The sequence below is a fragment of the Campylobacter sputorum genome, assembly GCF_002220775.1.
GTDB lineage: Bacteria > Campylobacterota > Campylobacteria > Campylobacterales > Campylobacteraceae > Campylobacter_F > Campylobacter_F bovis.
Map to the genome: position 1 here is coordinate 1,010,039 of NZ_CP019685.1, position 24,745 is coordinate 1,034,783.

Sequence of the window (24,745 nt, forward strand, 5' to 3'; positions counted from 1 at the left end):
ATCTAACCTTTCATATATTTAATAGCTTTAGCTATATCATCTTGTCTCATAAAATATTCGCCTATCAAAAAGGCATCTACGCCAATTTTATTTAAATTTACTAGTTGCTCGCGATAGCTAAGACCACTTTCCGCTACAATGATTTTACCATTTGGAATCATGGGTATTAGTTTTTCACAAAGATCCATATGCATATCAAAAGTTTGCAAATCTCTATGATTTATACCTATTATATTTACACCCGAAAAAATAGCTTTTTTGATATCTTCTTTATCATGAGCTTCTAGTAATACTTCCATACCAAGGCTAAAAGCTAGCTCTACAAGTTTTTTCAACTCTTTTTTATCAAGAGCTTTTGCAATAAGCAGTATAAAATCAGCACCATATAAGTAAGCTTGTAAAACTTGGTATTCATCTACTATAAAATCTTTTCTTAAAAGCGGTACGCTTGTGTATTTTCTTATAAGTGAGAGATACTCCAAATTTCCTTTAAAAAAATGCGGTTCAGTTAATATGGATAGTGCGTTTGCACCAGCTTTTTGATATAAACTAGCTATATTAACAGGATCAAAATCCTCTCTTATAACGCCTTTGCTAGGGCTTGCTTTTTTAACTTCACAAATTAGTCTAAACGGCTCATCATTAGTTGATTTGAGGGCTTTTTTTACATCTCGCTGAATATTTCTTACATTAAAAATAGTTCTACTTAAAATATCAAAAGGCAACTCTTTTTTTTGAATTTCTAAATCTTCTTTTGTTTTTTGTATAATCTCATCTAGTATCATTTTGCCCTCTTTTTAAGCATTCATCTATAAATTTTATATGTTCTTTTGCTTCTGGGGAGTTTATAAAATCTTCATTATTTATGATTTTAGATATAGTGTTTTTTGCGGCTTTACAATCGCCTACTTTATACTCACCCCAAGCTATAGAATCAACTATGTAAAACGATTCTGGATCAAGTTCATGGGCTTTTTTAGCTAGTTCTAATCCTTTCTTAGCATCTATATCATGATCTATTAGTAAATAACCATAATAATTATAAAAAATCGGATCATTTACTAAGTACACGGATTTTTCAAAGTTATTAATAACTTCTTTTAAAATATTTTGATTTAGTTTATTTTTATTATCTTCATACTTATAAATGGCCATTTTTGCCTGATAAATAGGTTCTTTTAAATTTTCAAATTTATGTTTTGCAAAATTATATGCATCATTAAATCTGCCAAGTTTAGCATAAAGATCTGTTAAAATATCATTTTGGGGATAATTTTTCTCAAGATATTTTACAGCCTTTTCATACTCTTTTTCTACTGCAAAAATTTGTATAATTGCCTGTAAATATCTCTCATCTAAAGAATCTTCATATAGTTTTTCATAAATTTCTATAGCTTTTTTAGAATCATTACTTTTAAGATATAGCAATCCAGCAGCTTCACAAGTCTCAATACTACAGCCATTTTTATCTATATAATCTTGTAAAATACTGATAGCTTCTTTTGTTTTGAATAAATTTTTATCTAAAACCTCAACAATTGGCATTAAATTTTTCTCACTATTTTCTAGCTCATAAGCTTTTTTTAAATATTTTAAAGAAGTTTCATAATCTTGCTCATATATATAAATCATGCTAAGCATAGAGTAATTCTTAGCATCTTTATCTTTTTTTACAAGATCAAGTAATTTTATTTTTGCTAGATCAAATCTGCCTCTTAAAAGCATATCAGAAACATCTATTCTTATAAAATCTGGGTCATTTTTTAAAACAATCCTACCTTTTTTCAAAAGCTCTGCAAAATCACTAGATTTATTTACAAAAGCTATCTTAATAGACTCTTTTAGATATATTTTTTCATTTGTTTGTTTATACAAATCAAGAAGTAAAGATTTGGCTTCATCAAAATTTCCACTGTTTTCATATAAAAATGCCTGCATTAAATTAAATCTTTGTGTATCTTTTTTGTCTAGATTAAAACAAAATGCATTTACACATAATATAAATATCAAGACAATTTTTTTACACCAATACATTCTTTCTCCAATTCATCAAAATTATTCTTAAAATGATTCCAAAAAGGAAAAGTTTTACACTGATTTGGACGAAAATCATAAATCAGGCAGTTTAAATTATCTTCATCAAAAAATATACAAGCTTTTCCATTGTTGTAATTTTTCTCTTTTAGGCTAAATTTAAAACCAACTTTTATTAAATAGTTATGTTTAAAATTATCAAAGCTAGTGTTTAAATGCTTACACAATTCAAAAATTTCATCTTTGTTTATCCATATATAGCCACTTTCTCCAATGCAGCATTTTCCTCCACACTTTTTGCAAGCACTACTATCAAAAGTAAAATCAAACTCACTCATAATCTACACTCAATAAATCAGCTTTAGCAAATATTTCTTTTGCCAAAGAGCTATAACCATCATCACAATTTACAAAAATTGGCGGTAAAATTTCACATAAACTTTTAGAATTTTTTCTCGCCTCAATCAAAACAAGCTTTGTATTTTTTGTAGCTTTTGGATGCACGAATTGTACCTTATTTGTGTTAAATTTAAGATTACGAAGCAAAAAAAATATATCATTAATTTGCTTTGCGTCATAGCAAAAAATCAAAGTTCCATTTGGTTTTAAAATCTTGAAACTTTTTTCTAAAAAATTTTGCAAATTTAAGTTAGAACTATATCTAGAAAAATTTTTGTGTAAATTTTTACTTTTTATAGCCCCGTCGTGGTAAAAAGGCGGATTTGAGACAATATAATCAAATTTAACATCTTCATTCATATCTAAAAAATTGCCACTAATGATATCTGCTTTGATATTGTTTTCATTAGCATTTTTTATAGCCATATTTATATTTGTTTGCAATATATCAATCATAGTTAAAGAAATATTACTAAAATCTCTTTTTAACAAAAGCCCTAAAATACCACATCCACAACCAACATCTAAAACATTGCCTTTTAGCTTTGTTATAAAGCTATAAAGCATTACCGTATCGCTGTTGTAGCGATATCCTTCTTTTGGCTGAAAAAGTTTCATCTATATACTTTTATAACAAAGCCTTGTTTATTTGGCTTTGTTATGACTTCATTTGCATAAGATATCCTAGAAAAATCTCCAAATTCATCTCTTATCAACCTTGCTCCAACTTCTGCTTTTTCATATCCTAAAGCGTAATTACTGATTTTATCTGCATTACTAATGCCACTATTTCGAAGTTTTTGAGATACTGCTTTTACGGAGCTTGAACTGTTTATAGGAATGACTACAAAAGAAAAATTAGAATTATATTTTTGTAAAAATTCACTTACTAAGTTTTTACACATTACACTTGGTTTATTTTTTGAGTTCAAATCCTCACATGATATAGAATCTATATTAACAGCTTTTTTAGGAGCGATTTTTGCTATACTATTTTTATCTAATGAAAGTATATCGTGCCTTAATTTTCCATTTTCTATCTCAAGTTCTTTTATACTTTGCAAACTTTTTTCATATTTTGCAATAATGTCGTTTGTTTGAGTGCTTGAAATTCTATTTATTCTTAGTTTTTCATTTTCATTTACAACATCTAAAAGAAGTTTTTCGCTGTTAAGAAGTTGATTTTTTAACTTATTTATATCAGAAAGCAGTTCTTGGTTTTTTTCTTTTAGTGCTAGACTATCTTTATCGCTTTTTATAACCTCTATTTCAAAATTACCTTTTTTTGTTTTATTTAAATTTTCAAGCTTGGCTTTTAGTTTATTGTTTTCTTTTTTCAAATCGATAGAATTTTGTTTTTCATCTTTTATATCATTTAATTTTTGCGTTAAAGTTTTTATTTTATCTTCATATTCTCTAGTTTTTAAGCCATAGTTTAAAGCTAAATTTGAGTTTAATATTTTAGCTGAATTCTCCTCTTTTAAATTCTTTATCTCATCATTTAGCTTATTTATAGTAGTATTTAAAGAATTTTGCAAAGAAGTTTTTTCATTTTGCAATGATGCAATTTTTTCATTTAGAAGTTTATAATTTTTATCAATTATATCTTTTGTAGTTTTATTGTCGTCTTTAAATTTATCCATTTTTTGATTTAAAGATAAAATTTGATTATCTTTAAGCTTAATAAGCTCTTCAAGATTTGATATAATCAAACTTTCATTTTTATCATTTATCTTTTTTAACTCATTTTGCAAATTAGATATAGTTAAATTTTGCTCTCTAAGCATACTAAGATACTTTTTTTCTAAACTTTTATCCTTTAAATTTTTATTTTCTACAAGCGTTTTAGCTAGTCTATCTTCAAGTCCTGTAATTTGATTTGTATAACTTTGCCTTTCTTCTAATGCTATTTTACCAAGATTTTTAATATCTTCTTCTTTTGATTCTAAATCTTTTATAAATTTATCTTTTTGTTTTTCAAACTCAGTTCTCAAATCAGAAAGATCTGTTTTATTTTTTTTCTCTAAATCAGCAATACTCATAGTATGCTTGCTTAAAAGATTGTTTATCTGAGTATCTTTTAAATCAACTATTTGCTTTAGATCAGATTTTTGCTTGTCGATTTCTTTTGCTTGTTTTGCTAAAAGTTCTAAATTTTGTGCATTTTTAGATTTAAGCTCTTCAAGTTGCTCTAAAAGATAACTATTTTTTTGACTAAGAGATGAGTTATTTTGTTTTTCTTTGCTTGTTATATTTGAAAGTTTTTGACTAAATTCGAGCTCTTTATCGCGTAAAATCTTTTGAGCTATTTCTATCTCATTTTTTAACTCTACTATCTTTTGCTCATAAATTTTAGAATTTTGCATACTAGAAAGCTGAACATCATTTAGCCTTTTTGTAAGTTCATCTATATTCTTGTAGTGTTGATCTTGTGCTTGTCTTAAAAGTTTTAAATTTTTATCTAAAAATTCTTTTTTTTCATTTTCTATATCTTTTTTTTGATCTCTAAGCCTTAATATCGCCTCCCAGTTTTTGTTAGCTAAATCAATATTGTCTATATATAAAAGTTTATTATGATTTCTAAGTGCTATTATTTGGGCTTTAAGTTCATCATTACTGCCTACAACTTCTCCATCATTGCTATTTATTTCAAAATTTAGTGCGTAAGAATAAGGCGTTATGTAGTCCCCATACTCAGAAAGATCGTCTTTATTTATATAGTTTTTTTGAATACTAAGCGGTAAATCGCTAAATTTAAGCTCATTTTGATTTGTTTGGATATTTTCTTTTACAGAAACTTGCGAGATTTTTGTATCGTAAAATACATAACAAATTGCCGCAAATAAGCTTGCAGCAAGTAAAGTTAAAAAAGTTAACAAAAACCTCACAAAAAGTCTCCCAAATAAACTATATTTTAGATTTTATATGACTTATAATATTATGAGCATGATTTAATGCAAATACTATAGAGCCACCATTTTTAGTAACTATATCACCGCCAACATAAAGACCTGGTATATTTGTCATTAAATTCTCATCTACTATTGGTTGAGAATTCTCATTTACTTTAATTGAACATCTTTGTAAAAAATCTATTGGAGTTGAGCCACCTATCGCATAAATAATCCTATCATAAATTTCATATGATCCATCGCTAAATTTGACTTTTATTTTGTTATTTTCATTTTCTAGTTCAGTTATATCAATGCCTAGTTTTAAATTTAATTTATTTTGCTCTGCTAAATCAAGAAGTTCTCTTTCATTGATATCATTAAGTCTTGTAAATGTAATTTTTCTATAACAAAGTGTAACAATATTTGCTTTACTAAGCTCTATTGCATACTCAGCTGCCGAATTACCGCCACCTACAACCATAATCTTTTCATCATTAGAACAAGAATTTAAATTAAAATTTACAACTGAATTTAAAGAAGTCGGGATTTTGTAATCAGGCTTATTTGGTCTGCCCATTTTACCGATTGCTACAACAACATTTTTAGCCTCATAAATAGTGCTTGGCGTTGCAACATGAAAAATATCTTCAATTTTTTGAACTTTTTCAACTTCTATATTAAAAACTGTATCTACTTTTTCTTCTTCAAGAAGTTTATCAAAATAATCCAAAACATCTTCTTTTATAGATGTTTCAAAAGGAACATTTCCAACAACAACTGAAGGCATATTTTTATACTCTTTGTCTACTCTTTTATTGTCTTTATAAAATTTTCTAATTGTTTGAGAGTGGTTATCGCCTTTTTCTAAAAGTAAAACATTTTCAAATCCCATCTTTTTTGACTCAACAACTGAAGCTATTCCACAAGGACCTCCGCCAATTACAACAACATCATAAATATTTTTCAAATTTACTCTCCAAAATATTAAGTTTTAAATGCTAAAATATACCAATTTTTTAGTTTAAATTTGATTAAAAGAGAAAATATTATGATAGATACAATCAAAAAAGCAAGACAAACATCAAAAACACTACTTGAATTAAACCCGCAAACAAAGAAAAATATCATACTTGATATGAGCGAGGAAATATCAAAATCCAAAAAAGATATATTAAGTGCAAATAAAATAGATATGCAAAACGCAATTTCACTTAGCAAAGCTATGCAAGATAGATTAATGTTGGATGAAAAACGGATAAACGATATAGCAAATTCGCTAAAAATAGTAGCAAATTTACAAGATCCAATAGGTAATGTTTTAAGTGGTTGGATAAATTATGCTGGTTTAAAAATAAACAAAGTTTCTATACCTATTGGCGTAATTGGTATAATTTATGAATCGCGTCCAAATGTTACTGCCGAAGTTGCATCTTTGTGTCTAAAAAGCTCAAATGTTTGCCTATTAAAAGGCGGAAAAGAGGCACTGAATTCAAATTTAGCAATCATAAAAGCACTACATAAATCTTTAGAAAAATTTAATATCCCTACAAAATGCATTAGCTATCTTAATATCTCAAGACAAGATGTTAAAAAATTTTTAAAAATGGATAAATACATAGATCTTATCATACCAAGAGGTGGAGAAAATTTGGTAAAAATGGTAAGCAATACATCAAAAATACCAGTTATAAAACACGACAAAGGACTTTGTCATGCTTATGTAGATGAATTTGCTGATTTAAAAAAAGCTTTAGATATATGCGTAAATGCAAAATTTTCAAAACCATCGGCTTGTAATAGCATCGAGACAATACTAATCCATAAAAATATAGCTGATAAATTTTTGCCTATGTTAAAAACTAAATTTGATGAGCTAAAAATACATATAAAGGGTTGTAAACAAACTGCTAAATTTATAAATTGCGAAAAAGCTACAAACAAGGACTTCGATACAGAATATTTAGACTACGCAGTAAATTTAAAAGTTGTTTCAAGCATAGATGAAGCTATAACTCATATAGAAAAATTTAGCTCATCTCATTCTGAAGTTATAATATCTAAAAACGAAGAAAATATACAAAAATTTTTAAATTTAATTGATAGTGCTTGTGTGTATGTAAACGCATCAACGAGATTTAGCGATGGAGGTGAGTTTGGATTTGGAGCAGAAATTGGAATTAGCACAAATAAACTTCACGCAAGAGGTCCAATGGGACTAAATGAACTAACTACATACAAATATCAGGTATTAGGAAATGGGCAAGTAAGATAGAGCAAAAAATACAATAATATATAAAAATTATTGTATTTTTGATTTTAAATTTTATTTATTTTATATCATCGCTTTTGGGATACATTATCCTTACTTGATAATTTATGGCCTTTGTAGATGGCGAAACTCCTCTTATAACTAAATTTTTCATAGGGGTTACATTTATAATTTCCCATTTAGACATAAGAGTATCTACCAAAAAATTATCTTTATCAAACCAGTCTATTTTATAAGCAATTTTTATGCTTTTATCTGCTGTATTTACAAAAACAGCTTCAATTTCTGTTAATCCATCTTCTCTGAGCTTATGTGCTGTATTTATAAGTTTAAAATCATCATAAAAATTATCAGATAATACTACTATTTTATTTTCCAAAAGCTCTTTTTGAGTATCTGTAAAAAAGCTACATCCACAAAATAAAAGTGATATTAAAAGTGTAAAAATAATCTTTTTCATTTTTATCCTTGTTAATTATGTATAAAAAAGAGTTACATTTTAAATTAAAATATAAAAAAACATCGATAATAAATTTAGAACTTATTATCGATAATAATCAGCATATTTTCTAACGCTTTTTAACTTTTTTATATCGTTTGCCAAAGAGTCTTTTTTAAAATTTATTAAATTTAAAGCCTCTTTTGTAAGACTAAGAGCAGACAACATATCATCAACTGTCTTAAAATTTGATGGCATACTGTCTATAAGAAGTAAAATTTTTTCACTATCTTTATTTGCTATGGCAATTTTAAAATTATCAAGCCAATTCATCTTCTTTAGTAACTTCCTTCCACGCTTCTAAAAGCTCTTTTACAACATGAATTACTTCATCAAGATTAGCTTTTTCATTTGTTAAATTTGCTTGTGTAAGAAGTTGAATCTCTCTTGTATAAAGACCAGCTAAATAATGTGCAACATCGCCTTGATTATAATCAAGTGAATTTATAAGCTCAAAAAATATCGCATTTGCTCTATTTATATTATAAACTTTTGCTTCTATATCATCATCCTCTATAGCTTTTTTTGTCCTATAAACAAATTTAAGTATCCCCTCATAAAGCATTTCTATTAATTTTTTTGGAGATTCTATTCCTACGCTATTTTGCATATAAGCAGAATATGCTAAATTATTTTGCATTTTACTTTCCTTTTTATTTATTTGCAAGTTCTGCATCTATCATACTTTGAAGTGCTGAAAACTGTCTGTTTAATTTACCTATAATGGCATCATATTGAGCAAATTGCATTTCCATTCTCTCATATCTTTCATCTATCTTTTTTTGCGTATCAAGTCTTTCATCGCTAAGTCTTTCGTTGTCTTTAGTTAAAGAATCCGAAAGCTTTGTTATCGTTCCTTCTTGACCAACCATGCCATTTAGCGTATCTGTTAATTTGGCAAATACACCTTTGTTTTCACTAGAAGTAGCATGTATGCTTACTTTTTCTAATCCCAAAGCTTTAAGCACATCATCTCTACCAGTTATTTCTATAGAACCACCATCTTGCCTTGTTAAATTAACGCCAGTTTTAGTAGCATTTAATTCAGCTTTTAAGCCTTTTATATCAGCTTTATTGATAGCGTCTAAAAGAGCAAGAGCATTTTGTTCTTTTGTATTAGCGGCATCTGTTTTAAATAAAATTTCTTTATCGCCTATCTTTAAAGCTCCGCTAGAAACATAAATAGCACCGCCTGATATATCTTTTGAACTATAAGATATTTTAGAATGGCTCATATCTCCTACGAAAAATTTCTCAACATAGTCAAAATCCTCTTCTGCCATTTTATTAAATTTTGATTTATCAAATTTCAAAAGACCATCTTCACTCAAACTTATACCAAAGTCAGACACTGTATTTAGTGCATTATAGATATTTTTTATCTCATTGCCATTTTTATCTTGTGAAATTTCTGTAACACTTCTACCGGTATTTACAGCTTCAAATAAAACTTTGTTAATACTTGATTTTATAGTAGTAATCTCATTCATACCTTGCAAAACACCGCCCATTCCAGTTTGTTCATTATAATCAGTAGAGGCGCTAAGATTATTCATAAGTTCATTATATGATTTTACAAGATTTTCTATCTCACTAATTATATTTTCAGTATCGTTATTTATACTAACACTAGTTTTCCCAGTCTCTTTTAAAGTAATTTCAACACCTGCTGTAATATCATCAAATTTATTACTTTGTCTTGACATATTAACACCATTATATGTAAATTCAGCATTTTGTGCTTTTTGTATATGGTTTGCTTCAAGCTGTGTTATTTGAACTTTATTACCAGAGCTATCAAGAATTGGCTGAGAGTTTTCATCGAGTTTATCCACCATCTCATTTCCAAGACCAAGAGCAGAAAGTATTTTTAAAGAATTTGGATCATCTATTTCGCTTCCATTTGTATCTTTAGTTTTTGTAGCACTAAATGATAAAGCATTATCTAATCCAGAATCTTTTGATTGTATTATAAGCTGAGACTTGCCCTCTCCTACATTTAAAATTTTGGCACTCACAGCACCATTTGTTGCTCTATTTATCTCATTAGCTAAATCTTCATAAGTATCTGATTGTTTTATATTTATTTTAAATTCTTTTTTATTACTACCGCTTCCTAAAGTTATAGTAAAATTACCATCATCAAAAAGCTTTCCACCAGCAGAAACTATGTCATTTTCGCTTCCAAATTTAGAAGTTTGATAAACATCATTTTGAGCTAACTGTTTTACATCTAAATTAAAATCATGCAAATTAACACCAGAAGAAACATTTACATTAGCACTATCCCCATTAACACTTGCTTTTCTTTTAAGGTATGTTGTCTCATTTCCTAGGGCTGATACTGATGTTTTCAAAGATGACAAGAATGTAGAAATAGTTGTTATATCTTTTTGTTTAGTGGTATTATCTGTGATATTTTTACCAATAGGATCTATTTGCGCTTTTACATCAGCAGCTTTTAGCTTGTCGATTATATCTCCTGTTAAAACCTGACTTCCTATTCCGAGTGATTTTATGGCTGGCATAATTTATCCTTTCTTATCCATTAACAAACCTATAATTTCTTTAAAATGTTCGCTTAGTTTCATCATACTTTCTGTAGGAATTTTTCTTATAACTTCTCCAGTATTTTTTTCTAAAACATTTACATAAAGAGAACTTATCTCCTCATTATAGGCAAATCTTATATTTGTCTGCAAAGACTCCATCTGTTTATTTAATCGATCTGCAATCTTATTTATCTCTTCATTTGATAAAGACCTTTTTTGATTTAACTCTTCATTACTACTACTCAAATTAGATTTTTCAAATAACGCTGATTTTGTACTATTTTGAGTTTGAGATAAAGAAATAAAACTATCCATTTGTCTTGAAGCTACATCATATATCTCCATAATTTTCTCCTTAAAATTATTTTCTTTGGTGAGTATATCGACAAAAAGTATAATTTATTTAGTTTGGCATACTAAATTTTATTTTTTTAGTTAAAATAAGAAAATATTTTGGAGGGAGTTATGAAAATATCTTTTGAATGTGAATGTATTTTGCTGCAAAAATCAATGATGTTATTTCTTGGTAAATTTGCCTCTAGAAGAAAAGATTGTGATTTTATAATAAGCGACAAAAAACTAGATACAAATAAACCAGTTTTTATTATAGGCGAAAACTCACCATATCTTAAATTTCCTTTTAATAAACAAGAGTTAGTTTATACAATAGAAGATTTTTACTCTGCTATGCAAATAAAACATCGCGAAAATATAGAGTATATTTCAAGTAGTTTTGAAGATAAACTAAATAATTTGCTTAATAAATTTAAAATAGACTTAACAGAACTGATAAAAAATGAACTCAAAAAATAAACTTTTTACAACTATATCAAGTGGCAAATTTAAAGGAAAAAAACTACTTCTTCCAAGCTTAAAAACCACAAGAAGCACTAAGAACATACTAAAAGGCTCTTTTTTTGACACTATTAGAAATGAACTTCATGGCAAAGTTTTTGTAGAGTGTTTTGGAGGAAGTGCTTTAATGGCAATAGAAGCTTATAGTAACTATGCGAAAATTTGTGTAGCCATAGAAAAAGACAAATCTGCTTTTGAGATAACAAAATCAAATATGAAAAGTATAGATGAAAAAAATCTAATACCAATCAATGGAGATTGCTTTATTGAACTTCCAAAGATAATAGCAAATATAAAAGATGAGATTATATTATACATAGATCCACCTTTTAATATAAGGGATGGATTTGAAGAAATTTATGATAATATTTTTAATATGATAAAAAATGTCAAAAACGATAAAATTTATCTTATAGCCATAGAACACATTAGCACTTTAAAAATGCCAGATATTTTAGGTAAATTTAAATTAGACAAAACTCGTAAATTTGGAAAAAGCTCACTTAGTTACTACATTTAAAAAATTTAATATTTGGAACACTTATTGCTTCATATTTCTAAATTTCATTTATTTTAAGGATATTATGATGAGGTTTATGAAATATATGTTTATAGCTTTTTTTGCTTGTAATTTCTTAAATGCAGCAAAAATAAGTGATATAGCAAATGTTGTAGGAGTAAGAGAAAATCAACTCATAGGATATGGTTTGGTTGTAGGTTTAAAAGGCACTGGAGATGGCACTACTTCTGAATTTACGCTTCAGTCTATATCAAATATGCTTCAAACAGTTGGCATGAAAATAAATCAAGATGATATAAAATCAAAAAACACAGCAGCTGTTATGGTTACAGCCTCACTTCCGGCTTTTGCTAGGCAAGGAGATAAAATAAACATAGTTATATCTTCTCTTGGTGATGCTAAAAGTTTGCAAGGCGGAACACTGCTTATGACGGCATTAAAAGGTGTTGATGGGGATATCTACGCTATAGCACAAGGTTCTGTAAGTATAGGCGGGAAAAATGAAGGAACTGGCAATAACGCAGCTGGAAATCATCCTACAGTTGCTGTAGTTTCGCAAGGTGCTTTAGTAGAAAAAGAAGTTTTATATGACATATATAATCAAAACTTTGCAGATCTTAGTCTAAAAACTACAAATTTCAATAGTGCAACAACTGTTCAAAATGTCATAAACAGGATTTATGGGGAAGTAGCTGTTGCAACAGATCCAAGAACAATAAGATTGATGAAGCCAGAAGGTGCTAGCATGGTTGATTTTTTATCTCAAATTTTACAAACCGAAGTCGATTATAAGCCACAAGAAAAAATAGTAATAAATGAAAGAACAGGAACCATAGTAAGTGGAGTAAATATAACAGTTGATCCTGTTGTTATATCTCATGGAGGCATAACTTTAAAGATAGAACCACAAAGCTACAATCTAGCACCTGAAAATACAGCAGCAAATATAATAGATCTCGGTGGCGAAACATCTATAGATGGTGCTATGAATACGCTAAATATAGGAACACAAAAAACAACTGTTGCAAATGTAACAAGAGCTTTAAATAGACTTGGTGCAACACCAAAGGATATAATAGCAATTTTACAAAATTTAAAAGAAGTTGGTGCGATACACGCAGATTTGGAGATTATGTAATGATAGATAACTCTATGGCATTAAATGCATACAATACAGTAAATGATAAATTGATAACTCAAAACAGACCTAGATTTGATGAAAAGGCACTAAGAGAGCAAACTGATGCTTTTGAATCATTTTTAGTAAAAACCGTTCTTGATTTATCTATAAAAAACGAAAATTCACTTTTTCCAAAAGATGCTGGAGATAAGATTTATAACTCAATGTATAATGACACAATGAGTAAAGCATTAAGCGGTGGTTTTGGATTTAGCGATATGTTATTTAATTTTTTAAAAGAAAGGTCTTAATAAAAATTAAATAATGCCGATATAGTTAGCAATCAAGTTCTAACTATAAAGGATAAAAGATGATTAATTCAGTAGGTGCGAGCTTCGTAACTGATTCTTCGCTTAGTAAAATTAAAAATGACGATAAAAAGATACAAAATTTAAAATCAACAGCTCAAAGTGCTGAGAGTGATAGTAAAGTTAGCAAAATAGCAAAAGCCATAGCAGACGGAACTTATAAAATAGATTTAAACAAAACAGCAAAGGCAGTAGCTAACGAACTATTTTAATTTTAGTCCTTTGTGCTTTAAAAGGACTAAAAATGATAAAACAATACCTAGATGAAGCTATTTCATCACTAAATCAACTCATAGAAATAACTCAAACTGACATAGAAAATATAAAAAATGCTAGACACGAAGCAGTAGAACAAAGTGTAAAAACCAAAACAGAACTTATAAAAAAATTTGAAAACTCCAAAATAACTCTTGATAAAGAACTTCTTAAAATGTTAGAAGAAAAAAGTGGAACAGATCTTGCTGGTATTTTGGACGAAGAGGATAAAAATAAGTTAGCCGAACTTAAAGACTCTCTTACTCTCTTACAAAATAAAAATAGAGAGTATTCAAGATATGTTATAGTAATAAAAGAGTATTACGACTCTCTTGCAAACAAGATTTTTGGAGAAAAATCAGAAGGGTATAACAAAAAAGGCAAACAAATTTTTAACTCTAATTTCAAATTAAGGGTTTAAAATGGCAATCTTTGACACTTTATCAATTGGGGTTTCTGGCTTAAATGCCGCCGAGATGCAAATAACCACAACTGGTCATAATATTTCAAATATAGATAATGAAAGCTATACAAGACAAAGAGTTGTTCAATCAGCCAAAGAACCTTTTCACAATATACCAGGAGATGTTGGAAACGGCACACAAGTAGATCAGATTGTAAGAATACATGATGAATTTTCATATAGTAGATTAAAAAATTCAGAAAGTGCTCTTTCTTATACTGGTTATAAACAAGATATCTTACAAGAAATAACACAAAGATTTCCGGATTTAAAAGATGTTGGTATACTAAAAGATTTAGAAAATTACTTTAATGCTTGGAATAATTTTGCATCAAAATCGTCAGATGGTTCGCAAAAAATCAACCTTATCCAACTAACACAAACCCTAAGCGAGAATATAAGAAAAGCATCAGATGAACTATATAAAATGAAAAAAACTGTAAATGATCAGCTAAAAATAAATGTAGAAGAATTTAATCGTCTAGGACAACAAATAGCTGATATAAATGGAGAGATTGCTAGAATAGAATCAATAAAAGGCAATAATGCAAATGATCTTAGGGATAAAAGGGATCAGCTTGAAAGAGCTATGGCAAAATTAGTAAATATAACAGCATTTAAAGGTTCTCTTGAAAGCAATACTGCCATAGATAGAAATATCACAGATATGGGTCAAGATTATAGTCTAAATTTAGGTGGATTTGGTATAGTTGAAGGAACTGCATTTCACCCACTTGTTTTAAAAAGCGAAAGTGCCGTTAGTGATTTTCAAGCAGTGTATTATGAAAGACAAGACGGCAGACTTATAAACATAATGCCGAGTATAACAGGCGGACAAATAGGGGCTGAACTTGAGCTTAGAGGTAGGTATATAGACGCATCTACTGGTCAAACAAGCGATGGAACAATTCAAAGCTATATAAATAACCTAGATACTTTTGCTAAAACATTAATAACCCAAACAAATAATATTTATGCAAAATCGGCTCAAAACAAAGTAAATTCAAGTGATTTAAATTTCTTAAAGCCTGAAAATTCTCTTATAAATTTTGATGATACTATAAAAGAAGGAACATTTGATGTTGTAGTTTATGATAAACAAGGAAAGGAAGTGGCTAGAAAAACTATAGAGATAAATAGAACTACAGCTATGAATAGCGGTTTAGACTCAAATTCCATAGTAACTCAGTTTAATACAAACTCAGATGATAATAAAGACAAGAACTCACTAAACGATGTTGATGATTATTTTAGTGCATCATATATATATCATGATGATAAAAATTTAGGGCAACTATCTATAAATCCTAAATTTAATAACGATGAATATTTTATATCTTTTGAAGATAATGGGACAAATTTTCCAGGAGTTGTTGGTTTAAATAGATTTTTTGACGGAAATAGCTCAAAAAACATAAAAGTAAATAGCGTATTAAGTGATGATCCTGTGAAACTTCAAGGATTTAAAGCACCAATTGATGGTAATAACGAAGTAGCAAATGAGATTGTTCAACTTCAATATAAAAAGCTTGAATTTAATGGCAAAAACTCATTTGGAAAAGAAGAAACTATAGAAGGTTTTTATAGATTTTTAACTACGCAAATAGCTGCCCAAACTGAAACAAACAACAACGCACATGAAACAAATAAAGCCTTATATACAACAGCTCTTCAAGAGTTTCAATCAATTAGCGGAGTAAGTATGAATGAAGAACTTACAAATTTAATTAGATTTCAATCAAGCTATGGGGCAAGTGCAAAAATAATCACAACAGTAGAAAAAATGCTTGATACATTGCTTACTTTAAAACAATGATTGATTTAAAAAATTTACTAGATTTTCATGCGAATTTAAAAAATTGTGATGAGAATTTATTAGCTTTTGCGGATCCATTGCAAGTTGCTAGAAAATATAAAGAGCCAAATATTGCACTAATATGTGCACTATTTGCTTATGGTAATGCAAAAATGATAGTTAAATTTCTAAACTCGCTAAATTTCGATTTACTTGATGAAAGCGATGAAGAAATAAATAAATTTTACACTTCGCATAAATACAGATTTCAAAGCACTATAGATGTAAAAGAGATTTTTATAACACACAAAAGATTAAAACAAGATGGCAATATAGAAGAAATTGTAGCAAACGGTATGAAAAAATCAGGCGAAATTATAGATGGCATAAATGAACTTATGAAATTTATATATTCACTAAATGATTATAGATCTTTTGGATATAATTTTTATTTTGGTTCAGTTTTTAAAACTCCTATTTCACCATATAAAAGATACAATATGTTTTTAAGATGGATGGTTAGAAGTAGCGATATCGATCTTGGAATTTTCAAAAGCATTGATAAAAAATATCTTTTGATACCACTTGATACTCATACTCATAAAGTTGCACTAAAACTTGGACTTATAAATAGAAAAAGTTATGATTTTAGGGCTGTTATGGAACTAACAAAAAAGCTAAGAGAATTTGATAAAAATGATCCTATAAAATACGATTTTGCACTTTATAGGCTCGGGCAAAGCAAAGAAATAGATAAACTTTTTTTGAATTAATATACTTAAATTTAAAATCTATGCAAACAATAAAATAATAAATATATCATCTGACATAAATAGTTATAATTTTAAATCAGTTAAAGCAAATGTTTTATCTAGCTATAATTCTAAATCCAAAATCAGCCTAACTAGTAATATAATATTAACTACCAAACTTTAAATAGCTATAATATATTTTTAATTCGCAACAATAACGCTACCACATAAATTTACCATTAAAAAAGCTTTACAAATTAGTTACTTTTTATTTTTATGTGTAATTTTATTAATATAAACTTAAAAATTTTTATAATTTATAAGTAATATTACAAAAATAGTAAATTTAGTAGCGATATTTAATTAAAAAGTAGGAATAAGCCCAAATTTAGGGCTTATATCAAGGATGTTTTATAATAAATCTTATCGTTGGACCATCTTGTTCAACACTTAAAACTTCAAAACCGCGGTTTTTAGCATCGTGAGGGATTGAGTTAATGCTTTGTGGGCAATCGCAAAGTAGTTCTAAAATTTCCCCTTTTTTAAGCTGTGGCAAAGCATCAACCAAAGCAATTGCAGGCAAAGGGCAAGCTTCTCCTTTTAAATCAAGCGTATAAGTCACTTCTCCATCATAAACATTACTCATTAAAATCCCCTTTTTTTAAAAAAATTCTTTTGATAAACATAAGCTAAAATCGCCATAACGCCAAACAGGGCTAAATTTATAACAAATCCTCCAAAATTTCCAAAACTCTCAAGCATATTTACTTTTACGCCTGATTTTATAAAATTTGGTATAGCATCATAGCTTAAAGCCAAAATAGCCGTTCCAACAAAATTTGAAACTCCAACTATCATAAAGTGAATTTGCCCTTCAAATGCTCTATATGTCCATCCACACTCACATCCTCCAGCAAAAACTATCCCAAATCCAAATAAAAATCCACCTATCATCACGCCAGACGAAATTTCAACTAATTTAATCCCGTGTCCGTTTAAAACAAAAGCATAAACTAACACGCAAGATATCACCATTCCAATAATCGCACCTTTGATAGCTATGGTTCTACCAAACAAAAACATATCTCTAAAGCAAGATGTAAAGCAAATTTGCCCTCTTGAAATGATAAAACCAAAAATAAATCCAAATAAAAGTGCTACGCTTAGTAGGCTTTTTTTATTAGCTACATCAATGGCTGGACTTTTTATAAGTAAAACAAAAAACCAAACTAAAAACAAAGCAAAAATTATACTACCAAACATAAAGTGTCTTTTTGCCTTTGTTTTATCTATTTCTAAACCTACGCCTTTGCCTGTAATTGAACGAACCAATTTTGCTTTTGGTTTGAAAAAATCAATATTTAAAAGCTTAACTGCAGTATAAATTCCGCCTACCATAAAAATAGTAAAAAACCATGTATGAAGCGAAAAATATGGCAATCCTGTAAAGAAATTTGCTAAGTTACATCCAAATGCAAGTCTTGCACCAAAACCAGTTAAAATTCCTCCAACTATAGCTTGAAAAACCCTAATTTTGCTTGCAGGGAAGCGAATTTTAACTTTATTTGCCCATAAAGCTGCTACTAAAGCCCCTATAAACATACCTATTAGCATAAGTCCAGCTGATCTTGAAAAAGGTGTGCCACTTAAATTTTGCTTCTTATAATATGAATATCCGCTTAAATCCATACCAAAAAGCTCTAAAAACTCTCCACCCCACCTTGTCATCTCGCCAGTTACAGCCCAGCCACTACGCATTATCCCGTAATACGCAGTCGCAACTATAGCTAAAGCTATCATAGCTTTTCCAGTGTGCCAAAAATTTATTAAAAATTTTTGTCTGAAAGAATGAAACATTTAATCTCCTAAATTTGTTATTGCTACACCTTAGCACTAATTTTGAGATTGTACATAATTTTGTATTTAATTAGAATTTATTTAATTAATTAATAAAATATTTAAAATTAAATTTAATAAATGCTATTGCATACATAGAAACTATAAATAAATTCAAAATATTATCCACTTTACAAGTTTGCATTATTTTTAAACAAAAAATAGCAAATAACAACATATTTTTAATAAAATTAAATATATTTTTAAATAGCTTTCTTAAAAAATATTATAAAAATTTTTAAATATTGTAATTGTAAAATGTATAAAATAATAAAAATGACGACATAAGAAACAAAAAACTTTTTAAAAAATATAAATAAAAGTATTAAAACCATATTTTATAACATTGGGATTTTTTATCGATATTTTGGACTATTCCAAATTTTGAAGTATTTCCTAGTTTATCAACTTCTATAACATATGGGATTAGCTTATTTTGCGTAGTAGAATATCCAAGAAAAATAACACAAATTAAAGAGATAATTGCACTAAGAACTGCTATTATTTGCCAGTTTCTTTTTTGAAATATATAATTTCCATATCGTTCAAGCCATTCTCTTTTTGCATCTAAATATGGATTTGTTTAATATATTGTTTACTCATTTTTTACCTTATTTAAGAATTTATGCCAGAATAATAAGTTTCATTCGCACCTGAAATTGTTCTGCTACTTGTATTTTTAGTTTCATCTATTGGAGATATTCTTTCTTTAATTCTATTTGCTATATCATTCATTCTGCTACTGGATGTAGCTTTATCTGATAAATTTGAAAAACTACCTTTTAGATTTTCTTTTGTAGCACTTGCTAAAGTTGAAGCTATACCCATTGTATGTTTTCCAGTTTGTTTAATTACATCAAGTGTATTTTTGGAATTTGATACAGGTTTGCGTTATTTCCTATCAAACATTTATCCTCATTTTTTTCTGTTTTAATAAAACGATTTAGCATTGATTCTAAACGATCATGCATTTGTATTTCAGTTAATGAGACTATAAGCTCTTTTGTTTCTTTTTTGTAGCATGCTCATTTTATATAAGAACATTTTTCTTTGTGTATTTCGTTAGGAAAATGTGAAGTCGTAGTTGGAATTTTTGATAAATAGGCTCTTTTTTTCAGAAGTTTTATGAGTAAATTTTAACTCAGCTTTTTTGCATTCTGGACAAAACTGCACACAAATGGTGCTAAACCAAACATGTAATGATTTTTTGTCAAAAGAAAATATAAAAAACCTTAACGCATGTTTTGAGGACAAGATGTGGTGAGCAAAAACCTATGGTGCCGTAATTATTACTTATAATGACAATGGGACTAAAATACAAAAATGCAAAAGATTTAAAAGCTAAATTTGATAAACCTTTTATAAACGAGTTTAAAAGACTTGAATGCAAAGATATACTGGGCTATGATTTGAGTAAAAAAGATGAATTAAAAGAGATAATAAATCAAAATCTTTTTTCTAAAATTTGCCCAAAAGCTGTTAAATCTGCGATTGATTTTTTAGATAATCAAAACTAAGTTTTATTAAATTTCTTATAAATTAGTTTAGAAATTATCAAAATTTAAGCCATGCTATTAGCATTGAAACAATGGTGTGGCTTAAAAAATGATCTCCTATCATCATCTTATATAATCCCATCATCCAACCTAAGGCAAGAGCTAGAATAAAAACAACCACTTTTGTTCTTTTTTTCTTACATAAAAACACAAGAGAAAGTAGTGCAAATCCGCCACTTGCATGTCCTGCTGGATAACAAGCTATTCTTTTAAAATTTGATTCTTTTGGATATCGTTCAAACAATCCTATATCTGGATAACTTCCGCCATATATCTCAAGATTGACAGGACAAGGCATATTTGTCTGTTTTTTTAATAAACTAACAGTTGAAGGAACTATGTATAAAGACAACAAAACTATGAGTAAATTTGCTAAATTTAGCTTTAATTTTTTATAAAAAACTGCCATAAAAGACAAAATAACGCCAAAAATTACAATAGCTTTTTTAACGCCACTATAAAAAATAAAATATAGCATTTTATCATTTCTATCAACTAGCCAACCATTTTTGATATCATAAAAATGATTTTGAACTATAATGTCTATATCTGTGTATTCAAATAGTAAAATTACTAAAACTAGTAAAAAACCTGTTATAAAAATGCTATTTTTTAGTACCATCTAATATATCCAAGTTTTTATCATAAATTTTGCTTTGAACTTCAAAAAATACTAAGCAAAGTATGAAATAAATAGTCTTGTGAAAACTCTCCATTTTTAACCTTTTCTTTAAGTTTTTTACTATCAACATCAAAAAAACCGTCGCCAAGCCATATAAAAGCCGGCACATGTTTTTGAGCTTGTGGAGCTATGGCATATGGCAAACCATGTAAATAGATATTGTTTTCGCCCAAGCTCTCTCCATGATCACTCATATAAATCACGGCATTTTCATGTGTACTTGAGTATTTTTTAGAAAATTCTATAACCTCGCTTAAAAAATAATCAGTATATAAAATAGCGTTATCATAGGAATTTATTATGCTTTGCTGATCGCATTCTTGAAAATCATTACTATTGCAAACTGGAGTAAATTTCTCAAATTCTTTTGGATATCTTTTAAAATAAGCTGGTCCGTGATTTCCCATTTGATGAAGCACTATTAAGATATCTTTGTTTTTATTTTTATCTATAAATTTATCAAGTCCATCAAGCATTCCAATATCACGACACTCTTGATTATCGCAAACTTTGTTATTTTGATTAGTTTTGAAATTCTCATACTCCATTCTAGTTGCGACATTTTTTGAATCAGAGTTATTATCTCTCCATAAAATTCTAACCCCAGCTCTACTTAAAATATCCAAAGCATTATCTTGATTTTTAGCCTTGTATTTATCAAAATTATCATGTCTTAAAGCAGACAACATACAAGGTACAGAAACTGCCGTAGTTGTACCACAACTAGTAAAATTTGGAAAATTTATAATATTTTCTTTACTTAAAAGCGGATTTGTATCTCTCTCATAACCATTTAAACTAAAATGGTCACTCCTAGCTGCTTCTCCAATAACAAGTATAATGAGCTCTTTTTTATCATCATTCTTATCTTCCAAGCTTGTTTCAACTACCTTTGCATCCTCGCCTAATTTTACAAACCCAATGTTAGTGCCTTTTAAAGATTTAGTACTAAAATCTCCTACACTATAAAGCCAGTAAAATGGATTTATAGCGTATCTTAAAGGTTTGTGTTCTCTAAAAAATGATGTATAAAATTTAGAAAAACTAAGCATAGTTGCAAGTATAATAAGTAAAAAATGCTTAAAATTTTTAACTTTGAGAAAAATTGTGTTTTAAAATTTGGATAAATTATCTTAAATTTATAAATAAAAATTGATGGAATTATGCCTAAAAATATAATGTATAAAAATAGCTTTATACTAAGCAAATCAGCAGTTTCTGAAACATTTGTCTCAATGACATTTGTAAGCATAGTGTTATCTATAATAACACCATAATTATCCATAAAATAAGCCGTTATAGATGAAACCAAAACCACAAAAATAAGTATAGGTTTTGTTGTGTATTTTGAGCTAAAAAGAGTAAAAAACAAAACACTAAATGAAAAAAGCATTATAACTATAGAAACAAAATATATAAAATTTTCTCTTATATCATAAACAGATGCAACATTTGTAAAAAATGTAAAGTTATAAAACGCAACAAAAAGTGCCGAAGTTATCATAATAAGACTGGATTCTTTGTATTTCATATACTACCTCATTTTAAAAAATAAAACGAAATTGTAGTTAATAATGATAAATGATTGGAATTTAAATAGATAGCCAAAAAATGGCTATCTATATGAAGTTAAAAAGCAGAAATTATCGCACCTTTGTATTTTTCATCTATAAATTTTTTCACGGCTTCGCTTTGTATAGCTTGATTTAACGCTTTGGTTTTTTTGCTATCTACATTTTTTTCACTAACTACAACTATATTTGCATAAGGACTATCCTTGCTTTCTAAAGCTAAGGCATCTTTTTTAGGATTTAAGCCTACGCTAAGTGCGTAATTTGTATTAATAACTGATATATCAACATCATCAAGCGTTCTAGGAAGACTAGCCGCTTCTATCTCTATAAATTTAAGATTTTTAGGATTTTTGGTTATATCAAGTGGAGTTTTTAAAGTCGCATTATCTAGCTCTATAAGTCCAGCATTTGCCAAAACATCCAAAGCTCTACTCTCGTTTGTAGGATCATTTGGAATACTAACTTTTGCACCTTTTTTAAGCTCATTTAAATCTTTTATCTTTTTACTATAAACACCCATTGGCTCTATATGAACAGAAGCTGTGCTAACTAGTTTTGTGCCTTTATTTTTATTAAATTCCTCTAAATAAGGCAAATGTTGAAAAAAGTTTGCGTCTAACTCGCCACTATCTGTTGCAACATTTGGTATAACATAATCATTAAATATTTTTATATCCAAATCATATCCAGCTTTTGCAAGTTCAGGTTTGATAACTTCTAGAATTTCAGCATGAGGAACAGGCGTAGCACCAACTACTATTTTTTCAGCAGCATTTGCAAAACCAGCTACTAAAAACGATAACAATAAACTAAAAACTATTTTTTTCATATTTTTCTCCTTTAAAATATATTAATTATATTGTATTTTATAAATTCTTTAGCTTTGTAAATTTTCATTACATTCCTTTACTATAAGATAATTTACATAAGTATTTTCTCTATCTTTTAAGGCAAGAGTATCTCTTTTTGGATTTAAATTTACTCCTAGAACATAATTCATATTTACAATAGCAATATCTAATGGAAATATATGCGTAGTATTTTTTGGATTAAATTCTTTCATATAAGGAAGACCTATACCAAAATGCAAATATATCTCGCCATTTTCAAGAGCGTAGTTTGATATAAAATAGTCATTAAATTCTTTTATTTCTATATCAAAACTTAGTGGTTTTATAAACTCTATAATATGAGCATGAGAAATAGGCAAAGTGCCAACAGCTAATTTTTGTGCATATAAGCTTAAATTTGAGACTATAAACAGAATAAGAAATAATCTTTTCATAAAATTCCTTTAAATGTTTAAAATCTCAAACACTTAAAGGAATTTTAAGTGTTTGACTAAAAAATCTTTCGACAACGCATAGCTAAACAACGACACATTTCATACATGTCAGACATATCTGATTTCATAATATCTCCTTTTTAAAAATAATTTTATGATTGTAATAAATTTATTCTTAAATTTATATAAATATACTATCTTTTTACTTTTTTATAAATCAAATCCCCCATACTTTGGAAAATTTGAACCATTACTATAAGTATAATAACAGTGTATGTCATTATGTCTGCTCTAAATCTTTGAAAACCATATCTTATAGCAACATCACCAAGTCCTCCGCCACCAAGAGTTCCAGCCATAGCAGAAAAACCGATAACTACTATTATGCTTAAAGTTATAACATTTATAAGAGTTGGAACTGCTTCAACTAAAATAACTTTAAAAATTATTTGCATTTTACTAGCACCAAAACTTTTTGCAGCTTCAACTATACCACTATCAACTTCTATTAAAGCATTTTCTATAAGTCTTGCCATAAAAGGAGCTGTGCCTATAGTAAGTGGTACGATAGCAGCGTCTGTTCCTATACTTGTGCCAATTATAAGGCGAACAAGCGGAAAAAGAACTATGATGAGTATTATAAAAGGAAAACTTCTAAGCGTATTTACTATTATGTCAAGAACAAAATACACTTTTGCATTTTCCATTAATCCATTTTGTCTAGTTAAAACAAGAATTATAGCCAGTGCAATTCCTATGATGGAAGCAAAAAATGTTGAAGTAATGCTCATATATAAAGTTTCCCAAGTTGCAACTAATAAAATATCAATAGCAATTTGATAAGTTTTATCGCCTAAAATTTCTTTTAAACTAACTCCAAAGCTATCAAAAAGAGCTCCAAAAAACGGCTCATCTTTAAAAAATGCTGTATCCATGCTCTCAAAAATACTCTCACCCGCAAAAAACGGATATAAGAA

31 protein-coding genes are annotated in these 24,745 nt (G+C 28.2%); 10 read left to right on the forward strand and 21 right to left on the reverse strand.

Annotated features, from left to right (window positions below):
* Positions 1-2: 2 nt before the first annotated feature.
* Genes trpC through CSPB_RS04980 form a run of 6 tightly spaced genes read right to left on the reverse strand, consistent with a single transcriptional unit; the run spans position 3 to position 6,294 of the window.
* Positions 3-785 (reverse strand): indole-3-glycerol phosphate synthase TrpC, encoded by a 783-nt coding sequence (trpC, locus tag CSPB_RS04955; protein WP_089193399.1) that lies wholly within the window; start codon positions 783-785, stop codon positions 3-5.
* Positions 772-2,034, reverse strand: coding sequence for a tetratricopeptide repeat protein (locus CSPB_RS04960; protein ID WP_089193400.1), 1,263 nt, complete (start codon positions 2,032-2,034; stop codon positions 772-774). Before CSPB_RS04960 ends, trpC begins: the two co-directional genes overlap by 14 nt.
* Positions 2,007-2,372, reverse strand: coding sequence for a YkgJ family cysteine cluster protein (locus CSPB_RS04965; RefSeq protein WP_193625345.1), 366 nt, complete (start codon positions 2,370-2,372; stop codon positions 2,007-2,009). The genes CSPB_RS04960 and CSPB_RS04965 overlap by 28 nt, the downstream gene beginning before the upstream one ends.
* On the reverse strand, positions 2,365-3,051 hold the full coding sequence (locus CSPB_RS04970; protein WP_089193402.1) for a tRNA1(Val) (adenine(37)-N6)-methyltransferase: 687 nt from the start codon (positions 3,049-3,051) through the stop codon (positions 2,365-2,367). Before CSPB_RS04970 ends, CSPB_RS04965 begins: the two co-directional genes overlap by 8 nt.
* Positions 3,048-5,321, reverse strand: coding sequence for a coiled-coil domain-containing protein (locus tag CSPB_RS04975; protein WP_089193403.1), 2,274 nt, complete (start codon positions 5,319-5,321; stop codon positions 3,048-3,050). The genes CSPB_RS04970 and CSPB_RS04975 overlap by 4 nt, the downstream gene beginning before the upstream one ends.
* A 19-nt stretch (positions 5,322-5,340) precedes the next feature.
* Positions 5,341-6,294, reverse strand: a complete 954-nt coding sequence (locus tag CSPB_RS04980; protein ID WP_089193404.1) for an NAD(P)-binding domain-containing protein — start codon at positions 6,292-6,294, stop codon at positions 5,341-5,343.
* An 81-nt stretch (positions 6,295-6,375) separates the two neighbouring features.
* Here CSPB_RS04980 and CSPB_RS04985 point away from each other — a divergent pair, with 81 nt between their 5' ends.
* Positions 6,376-7,599 (forward strand): glutamate-5-semialdehyde dehydrogenase, encoded by a 1,224-nt coding sequence (locus CSPB_RS04985; protein WP_089193405.1) that lies wholly within the window; start codon positions 6,376-6,378, stop codon positions 7,597-7,599.
* A 55-nt stretch (positions 7,600-7,654) separates the two neighbouring features.
* Here the strand turns inward: CSPB_RS04985 and CSPB_RS04990 are convergent, their stop codons facing one another.
* The 5 genes from CSPB_RS04990 to CSPB_RS05010 all read right to left on the reverse strand — a co-directional run bounded on the left by CSPB_RS04990 (position 7,655) and on the right by CSPB_RS05010 (position 10,992).
* A complete protein-coding gene (locus CSPB_RS04990; protein ID WP_089193406.1) occupies positions 7,655-8,056 on the reverse strand; it encodes a DUF1425 domain-containing protein in 402 nt (133 codons plus the stop codon).
* Between the two features lie 84 nt (positions 8,057-8,140).
* Positions 8,141-8,368, reverse strand: coding sequence for a hypothetical protein (locus tag CSPB_RS04995; protein WP_089193407.1), 228 nt, complete (start codon positions 8,366-8,368; stop codon positions 8,141-8,143).
* Positions 8,355-8,735 (reverse strand): flagellar export chaperone FliS, encoded by a 381-nt coding sequence (gene fliS, locus CSPB_RS05000; protein ID WP_089193408.1) that lies wholly within the window; start codon positions 8,733-8,735, stop codon positions 8,355-8,357. Before fliS ends, CSPB_RS04995 begins: the two co-directional genes overlap by 14 nt.
* Before the next feature lie 13 nt (positions 8,736-8,748).
* On the reverse strand, positions 8,749-10,623 hold the full coding sequence (fliD, locus tag CSPB_RS05005; RefSeq protein WP_089193409.1) for a flagellar filament capping protein FliD: 1,875 nt from the start codon (positions 10,621-10,623) through the stop codon (positions 8,749-8,751).
* 3 nt (positions 10,624-10,626) lie between these two features.
* Positions 10,627-10,992 (reverse strand): flagellar protein FlaG, encoded by a 366-nt coding sequence (locus CSPB_RS05010; protein ID WP_089193410.1) that lies wholly within the window; start codon positions 10,990-10,992, stop codon positions 10,627-10,629.
* Positions 10,993-11,112: 120 nt separating this feature from the next.
* On the opposite strand from CSPB_RS05010, the gene CSPB_RS05015 reads away from it, so the two are divergent.
* The 8 genes from CSPB_RS05015 to CSPB_RS05050 all read left to right on the forward strand — a co-directional run bounded on the left by CSPB_RS05015 (position 11,113) and on the right by CSPB_RS05050 (position 16,796).
* The gene (locus tag CSPB_RS05015; RefSeq protein ID WP_089193411.1) at positions 11,113-11,460 is read left to right on the forward strand and encodes an ornithine carbamoyltransferase; all 348 of its coding nucleotides are present in this window, start codon (positions 11,113-11,115) and stop codon (positions 11,458-11,460) included.
* Complete coding sequence (locus CSPB_RS05020) at positions 11,444-12,022, forward strand: RsmD family RNA methyltransferase (RefSeq protein WP_089193412.1); 579 nt, start codon at positions 11,444-11,446, stop codon at positions 12,020-12,022. Before CSPB_RS05015 ends, CSPB_RS05020 begins: the two co-directional genes overlap by 17 nt.
* A gap of 64 nt (positions 12,023-12,086) precedes the next feature.
* The gene (locus CSPB_RS05025; protein ID WP_089193413.1) at positions 12,087-13,160 is read left to right on the forward strand and encodes a flagellar basal body P-ring protein FlgI; all 1,074 of its coding nucleotides are present in this window, start codon (positions 12,087-12,089) and stop codon (positions 13,158-13,160) included.
* Complete coding sequence (locus CSPB_RS05030; RefSeq protein ID WP_089193414.1) at positions 13,160-13,453, forward strand: rod-binding protein; 294 nt, start codon at positions 13,160-13,162, stop codon at positions 13,451-13,453. The genes CSPB_RS05025 and CSPB_RS05030 overlap by 1 nt, the downstream gene beginning before the upstream one ends.
* A gap of 59 nt (positions 13,454-13,512) precedes the next feature.
* On the forward strand, positions 13,513-13,722 hold the full coding sequence (locus CSPB_RS05035; RefSeq protein WP_033916034.1) for a flagellar biosynthesis anti-sigma factor FlgM: 210 nt from the start codon (positions 13,513-13,515) through the stop codon (positions 13,720-13,722).
* 32 nt (positions 13,723-13,754) lie between these two features.
* Positions 13,755-14,186 (forward strand): flagellar export chaperone FlgN, encoded by a 432-nt coding sequence (gene flgN / locus CSPB_RS05040; protein ID WP_089193415.1) that lies wholly within the window; start codon positions 13,755-13,757, stop codon positions 14,184-14,186.
* Between the two features lies 1 nt (position 14,187).
* Positions 14,188-16,044: a flagellar hook-associated protein FlgK gene (gene flgK / locus CSPB_RS05045; RefSeq protein ID WP_089193416.1), complete on the forward strand. Its 1,857-nt coding sequence runs from the start codon at positions 14,188-14,190 to the stop codon at positions 16,042-16,044.
* The gene (locus CSPB_RS05050; protein WP_193625346.1) at positions 16,041-16,796 is read left to right on the forward strand and encodes a TIGR02757 family protein; all 756 of its coding nucleotides are present in this window, start codon (positions 16,041-16,043) and stop codon (positions 16,794-16,796) included. Before flgK ends, CSPB_RS05050 begins: the two co-directional genes overlap by 4 nt.
* 379 nt (positions 16,797-17,175) lie before the next feature.
* Here the strand turns inward: CSPB_RS05050 and yedF are convergent, their stop codons facing one another.
* The 4 genes from yedF to CSPB_RS05070 all read right to left on the reverse strand — a co-directional run bounded on the left by yedF (position 17,176) and on the right by CSPB_RS05070 (position 19,499).
* Complete coding sequence (yedF, locus tag CSPB_RS05055) at positions 17,176-17,421, reverse strand: sulfurtransferase-like selenium metabolism protein YedF (RefSeq protein ID WP_089193417.1); 246 nt, start codon at positions 17,419-17,421, stop codon at positions 17,176-17,178.
* The gene (gene yedE, locus CSPB_RS05060) at positions 17,421-18,632 is read right to left on the reverse strand and encodes a selenium metabolism membrane protein YedE/FdhT (protein ID WP_089193418.1); all 1,212 of its coding nucleotides are present in this window, start codon (positions 18,630-18,632) and stop codon (positions 17,421-17,423) included. The genes yedF and yedE overlap by 1 nt, the downstream gene beginning before the upstream one ends.
* Before the next feature lie 364 nt (positions 18,633-18,996).
* Positions 18,997-19,200: a VirB8/TrbF family protein gene (locus tag CSPB_RS05065; protein ID WP_319803234.1), complete on the reverse strand. Its 204-nt coding sequence runs from the start codon at positions 19,198-19,200 to the stop codon at positions 18,997-18,999.
* A gap of 86 nt (positions 19,201-19,286) precedes the next feature.
* Entirely contained in the window at positions 19,287-19,499 is a 213-nt protein-coding gene (locus tag CSPB_RS05070) for a hypothetical protein (protein WP_193625347.1), read from the reverse strand.
* A 476-nt stretch (positions 19,500-19,975) separates the two neighbouring features.
* Between CSPB_RS05070 and CSPB_RS05075 the strand changes: the two genes are divergently transcribed.
* On the forward strand, positions 19,976-20,188 hold the full coding sequence (locus tag CSPB_RS05075; protein WP_089193419.1) for a hypothetical protein: 213 nt from the start codon (positions 19,976-19,978) through the stop codon (positions 20,186-20,188).
* 37 nt (positions 20,189-20,225) lie between these two features.
* Here the strand turns inward: CSPB_RS05075 and CSPB_RS05080 are convergent, their stop codons facing one another.
* The 6 genes from CSPB_RS05080 to CSPB_RS05100 form a co-directional block, all read right to left on the reverse strand.
* Positions 20,226-20,849: a phosphatase PAP2 family protein gene (locus tag CSPB_RS05080; protein ID WP_089193420.1), complete on the reverse strand. Its 624-nt coding sequence runs from the start codon at positions 20,847-20,849 to the stop codon at positions 20,226-20,228.
* Positions 20,850-20,890: 41 nt separating this feature from the next.
* Positions 20,891-21,961, reverse strand: coding sequence for a phosphoethanolamine transferase (locus CSPB_RS05085; RefSeq protein ID WP_228842438.1), 1,071 nt, complete (start codon positions 21,959-21,961; stop codon positions 20,891-20,893).
* A complete protein-coding gene (locus CSPB_RS08835) occupies positions 21,907-22,440 on the reverse strand; it encodes a phosphoethanolamine transferase domain-containing protein (protein WP_228842439.1) in 534 nt (177 codons plus the stop codon). Before CSPB_RS08835 ends, CSPB_RS05085 begins: the two co-directional genes overlap by 55 nt.
* Positions 22,441-22,538: 98 nt before the next feature.
* The gene (locus CSPB_RS05090; RefSeq protein WP_089193421.1) at positions 22,539-23,312 is read right to left on the reverse strand and encodes a MetQ/NlpA family ABC transporter substrate-binding protein; all 774 of its coding nucleotides are present in this window, start codon (positions 23,310-23,312) and stop codon (positions 22,539-22,541) included.
* A gap of 48 nt (positions 23,313-23,360) precedes the next feature.
* The gene (locus CSPB_RS05095) at positions 23,361-23,768 is read right to left on the reverse strand and encodes a MetQ/NlpA family ABC transporter substrate-binding protein (protein WP_089193422.1); all 408 of its coding nucleotides are present in this window, start codon (positions 23,766-23,768) and stop codon (positions 23,361-23,363) included.
* Between the two features lie 194 nt (positions 23,769-23,962).
* Positions 23,963-24,628, reverse strand: coding sequence for a methionine ABC transporter permease (locus CSPB_RS05100; RefSeq protein WP_404813375.1), 666 nt, complete (start codon positions 24,626-24,628; stop codon positions 23,963-23,965).
* Positions 24,629-24,745 lie beyond the last annotated feature (117 nt).

Coding starts and splice junctions, on each gene's coding strand:
- trpC (WP_089193399.1), bottom strand. CDS start 785: ATGATACTAGATGAGATTATACAAAAAACAAAAGAAGATTTAGAAATT.
- CSPB_RS04960 (WP_089193400.1), bottom strand. CDS start 2,034: ATGTATTGGTGTAAAAAAATTGTCTTGATATTTATATTATGTGTAAAT.
- CSPB_RS04965 (WP_193625345.1), bottom strand. CDS start 2,372: ATGAGTGAGTTTGATTTTACTTTTGATAGTAGTGCTTGCAAAAAGTGT.
- CSPB_RS04970 (WP_089193402.1), bottom strand. CDS start 3,051: ATGAAACTTTTTCAGCCAAAAGAAGGATATCGCTACAACAGCGATACG.
- CSPB_RS04985 (WP_089193405.1), top strand. CDS start 6,376: ATGATAGATACAATCAAAAAAGCAAGACAAACATCAAAAACACTACTT.
- CSPB_RS04990 (WP_089193406.1), bottom strand. CDS start 8,056: ATGAAAAAGATTATTTTTACACTTTTAATATCACTTTTATTTTGTGGA.
- CSPB_RS04995 (WP_089193407.1), bottom strand. CDS start 8,368: ATGAATTGGCTTGATAATTTTAAAATTGCCATAGCAAATAAAGATAGT.
- fliS (WP_089193408.1), bottom strand. CDS start 8,735: ATGCAAAATAATTTAGCATATTCTGCTTATATGCAAAATAGCGTAGGA.
- fliD (WP_089193409.1), bottom strand. CDS start 10,623: ATGCCAGCCATAAAATCACTCGGAATAGGAAGTCAGGTTTTAACAGGA.
- CSPB_RS05010 (WP_089193410.1), bottom strand. CDS start 10,992: ATGGAGATATATGATGTAGCTTCAAGACAAATGGATAGTTTTATTTCT.
- CSPB_RS05015 (WP_089193411.1), top strand. CDS start 11,113: ATGAAAATATCTTTTGAATGTGAATGTATTTTGCTGCAAAAATCAATG.
- CSPB_RS05020 (WP_089193412.1), top strand. CDS start 11,444: ATGAACTCAAAAAATAAACTTTTTACAACTATATCAAGTGGCAAATTT.
- CSPB_RS05025 (WP_089193413.1), top strand. CDS start 12,087: ATGATGAGGTTTATGAAATATATGTTTATAGCTTTTTTTGCTTGTAAT.
- CSPB_RS05030 (WP_089193414.1), top strand. CDS start 13,160: ATGATAGATAACTCTATGGCATTAAATGCATACAATACAGTAAATGAT.
- CSPB_RS05035 (WP_033916034.1), top strand. CDS start 13,513: ATGATTAATTCAGTAGGTGCGAGCTTCGTAACTGATTCTTCGCTTAGT.
- flgN (WP_089193415.1), top strand. CDS start 13,755: ATGATAAAACAATACCTAGATGAAGCTATTTCATCACTAAATCAACTC.
- flgK (WP_089193416.1), top strand. CDS start 14,188: ATGGCAATCTTTGACACTTTATCAATTGGGGTTTCTGGCTTAAATGCC.
- CSPB_RS05050 (WP_193625346.1), top strand. CDS start 16,041: ATGATTGATTTAAAAAATTTACTAGATTTTCATGCGAATTTAAAAAAT.
- yedF (WP_089193417.1), bottom strand. CDS start 17,421: ATGAGTAATGTTTATGATGGAGAAGTGACTTATACGCTTGATTTAAAA.
- yedE (WP_089193418.1), bottom strand. CDS start 18,632: ATGTTTCATTCTTTCAGACAAAAATTTTTAATAAATTTTTGGCACACT.
- CSPB_RS05070 (WP_193625347.1), bottom strand. CDS start 19,499: ATGGGTATAGCTTCAACTTTAGCAAGTGCTACAAAAGAAAATCTAAAA.
- CSPB_RS05075 (WP_089193419.1), top strand. CDS start 19,976: ATGGGACTAAAATACAAAAATGCAAAAGATTTAAAAGCTAAATTTGAT.
- CSPB_RS05080 (WP_089193420.1), bottom strand. CDS start 20,849: ATGGTACTAAAAAATAGCATTTTTATAACAGGTTTTTTACTAGTTTTA.
- CSPB_RS05085 (WP_228842438.1), bottom strand. CDS start 21,961: ATGCTTAGTTTTTCTAAATTTTATACATCATTTTTTAGAGAACACAAA.
- CSPB_RS08835 (WP_228842439.1), bottom strand. CDS start 22,440: ATGAAATACAAAGAATCCAGTCTTATTATGATAACTTCGGCACTTTTT.
- CSPB_RS05090 (WP_089193421.1), bottom strand. CDS start 23,312: ATGAAAAAAATAGTTTTTAGTTTATTGTTATCGTTTTTAGTAGCTGGT.
- CSPB_RS05095 (WP_089193422.1), bottom strand. CDS start 23,768: ATGAAAAGATTATTTCTTATTCTGTTTATAGTCTCAAATTTAAGCTTA.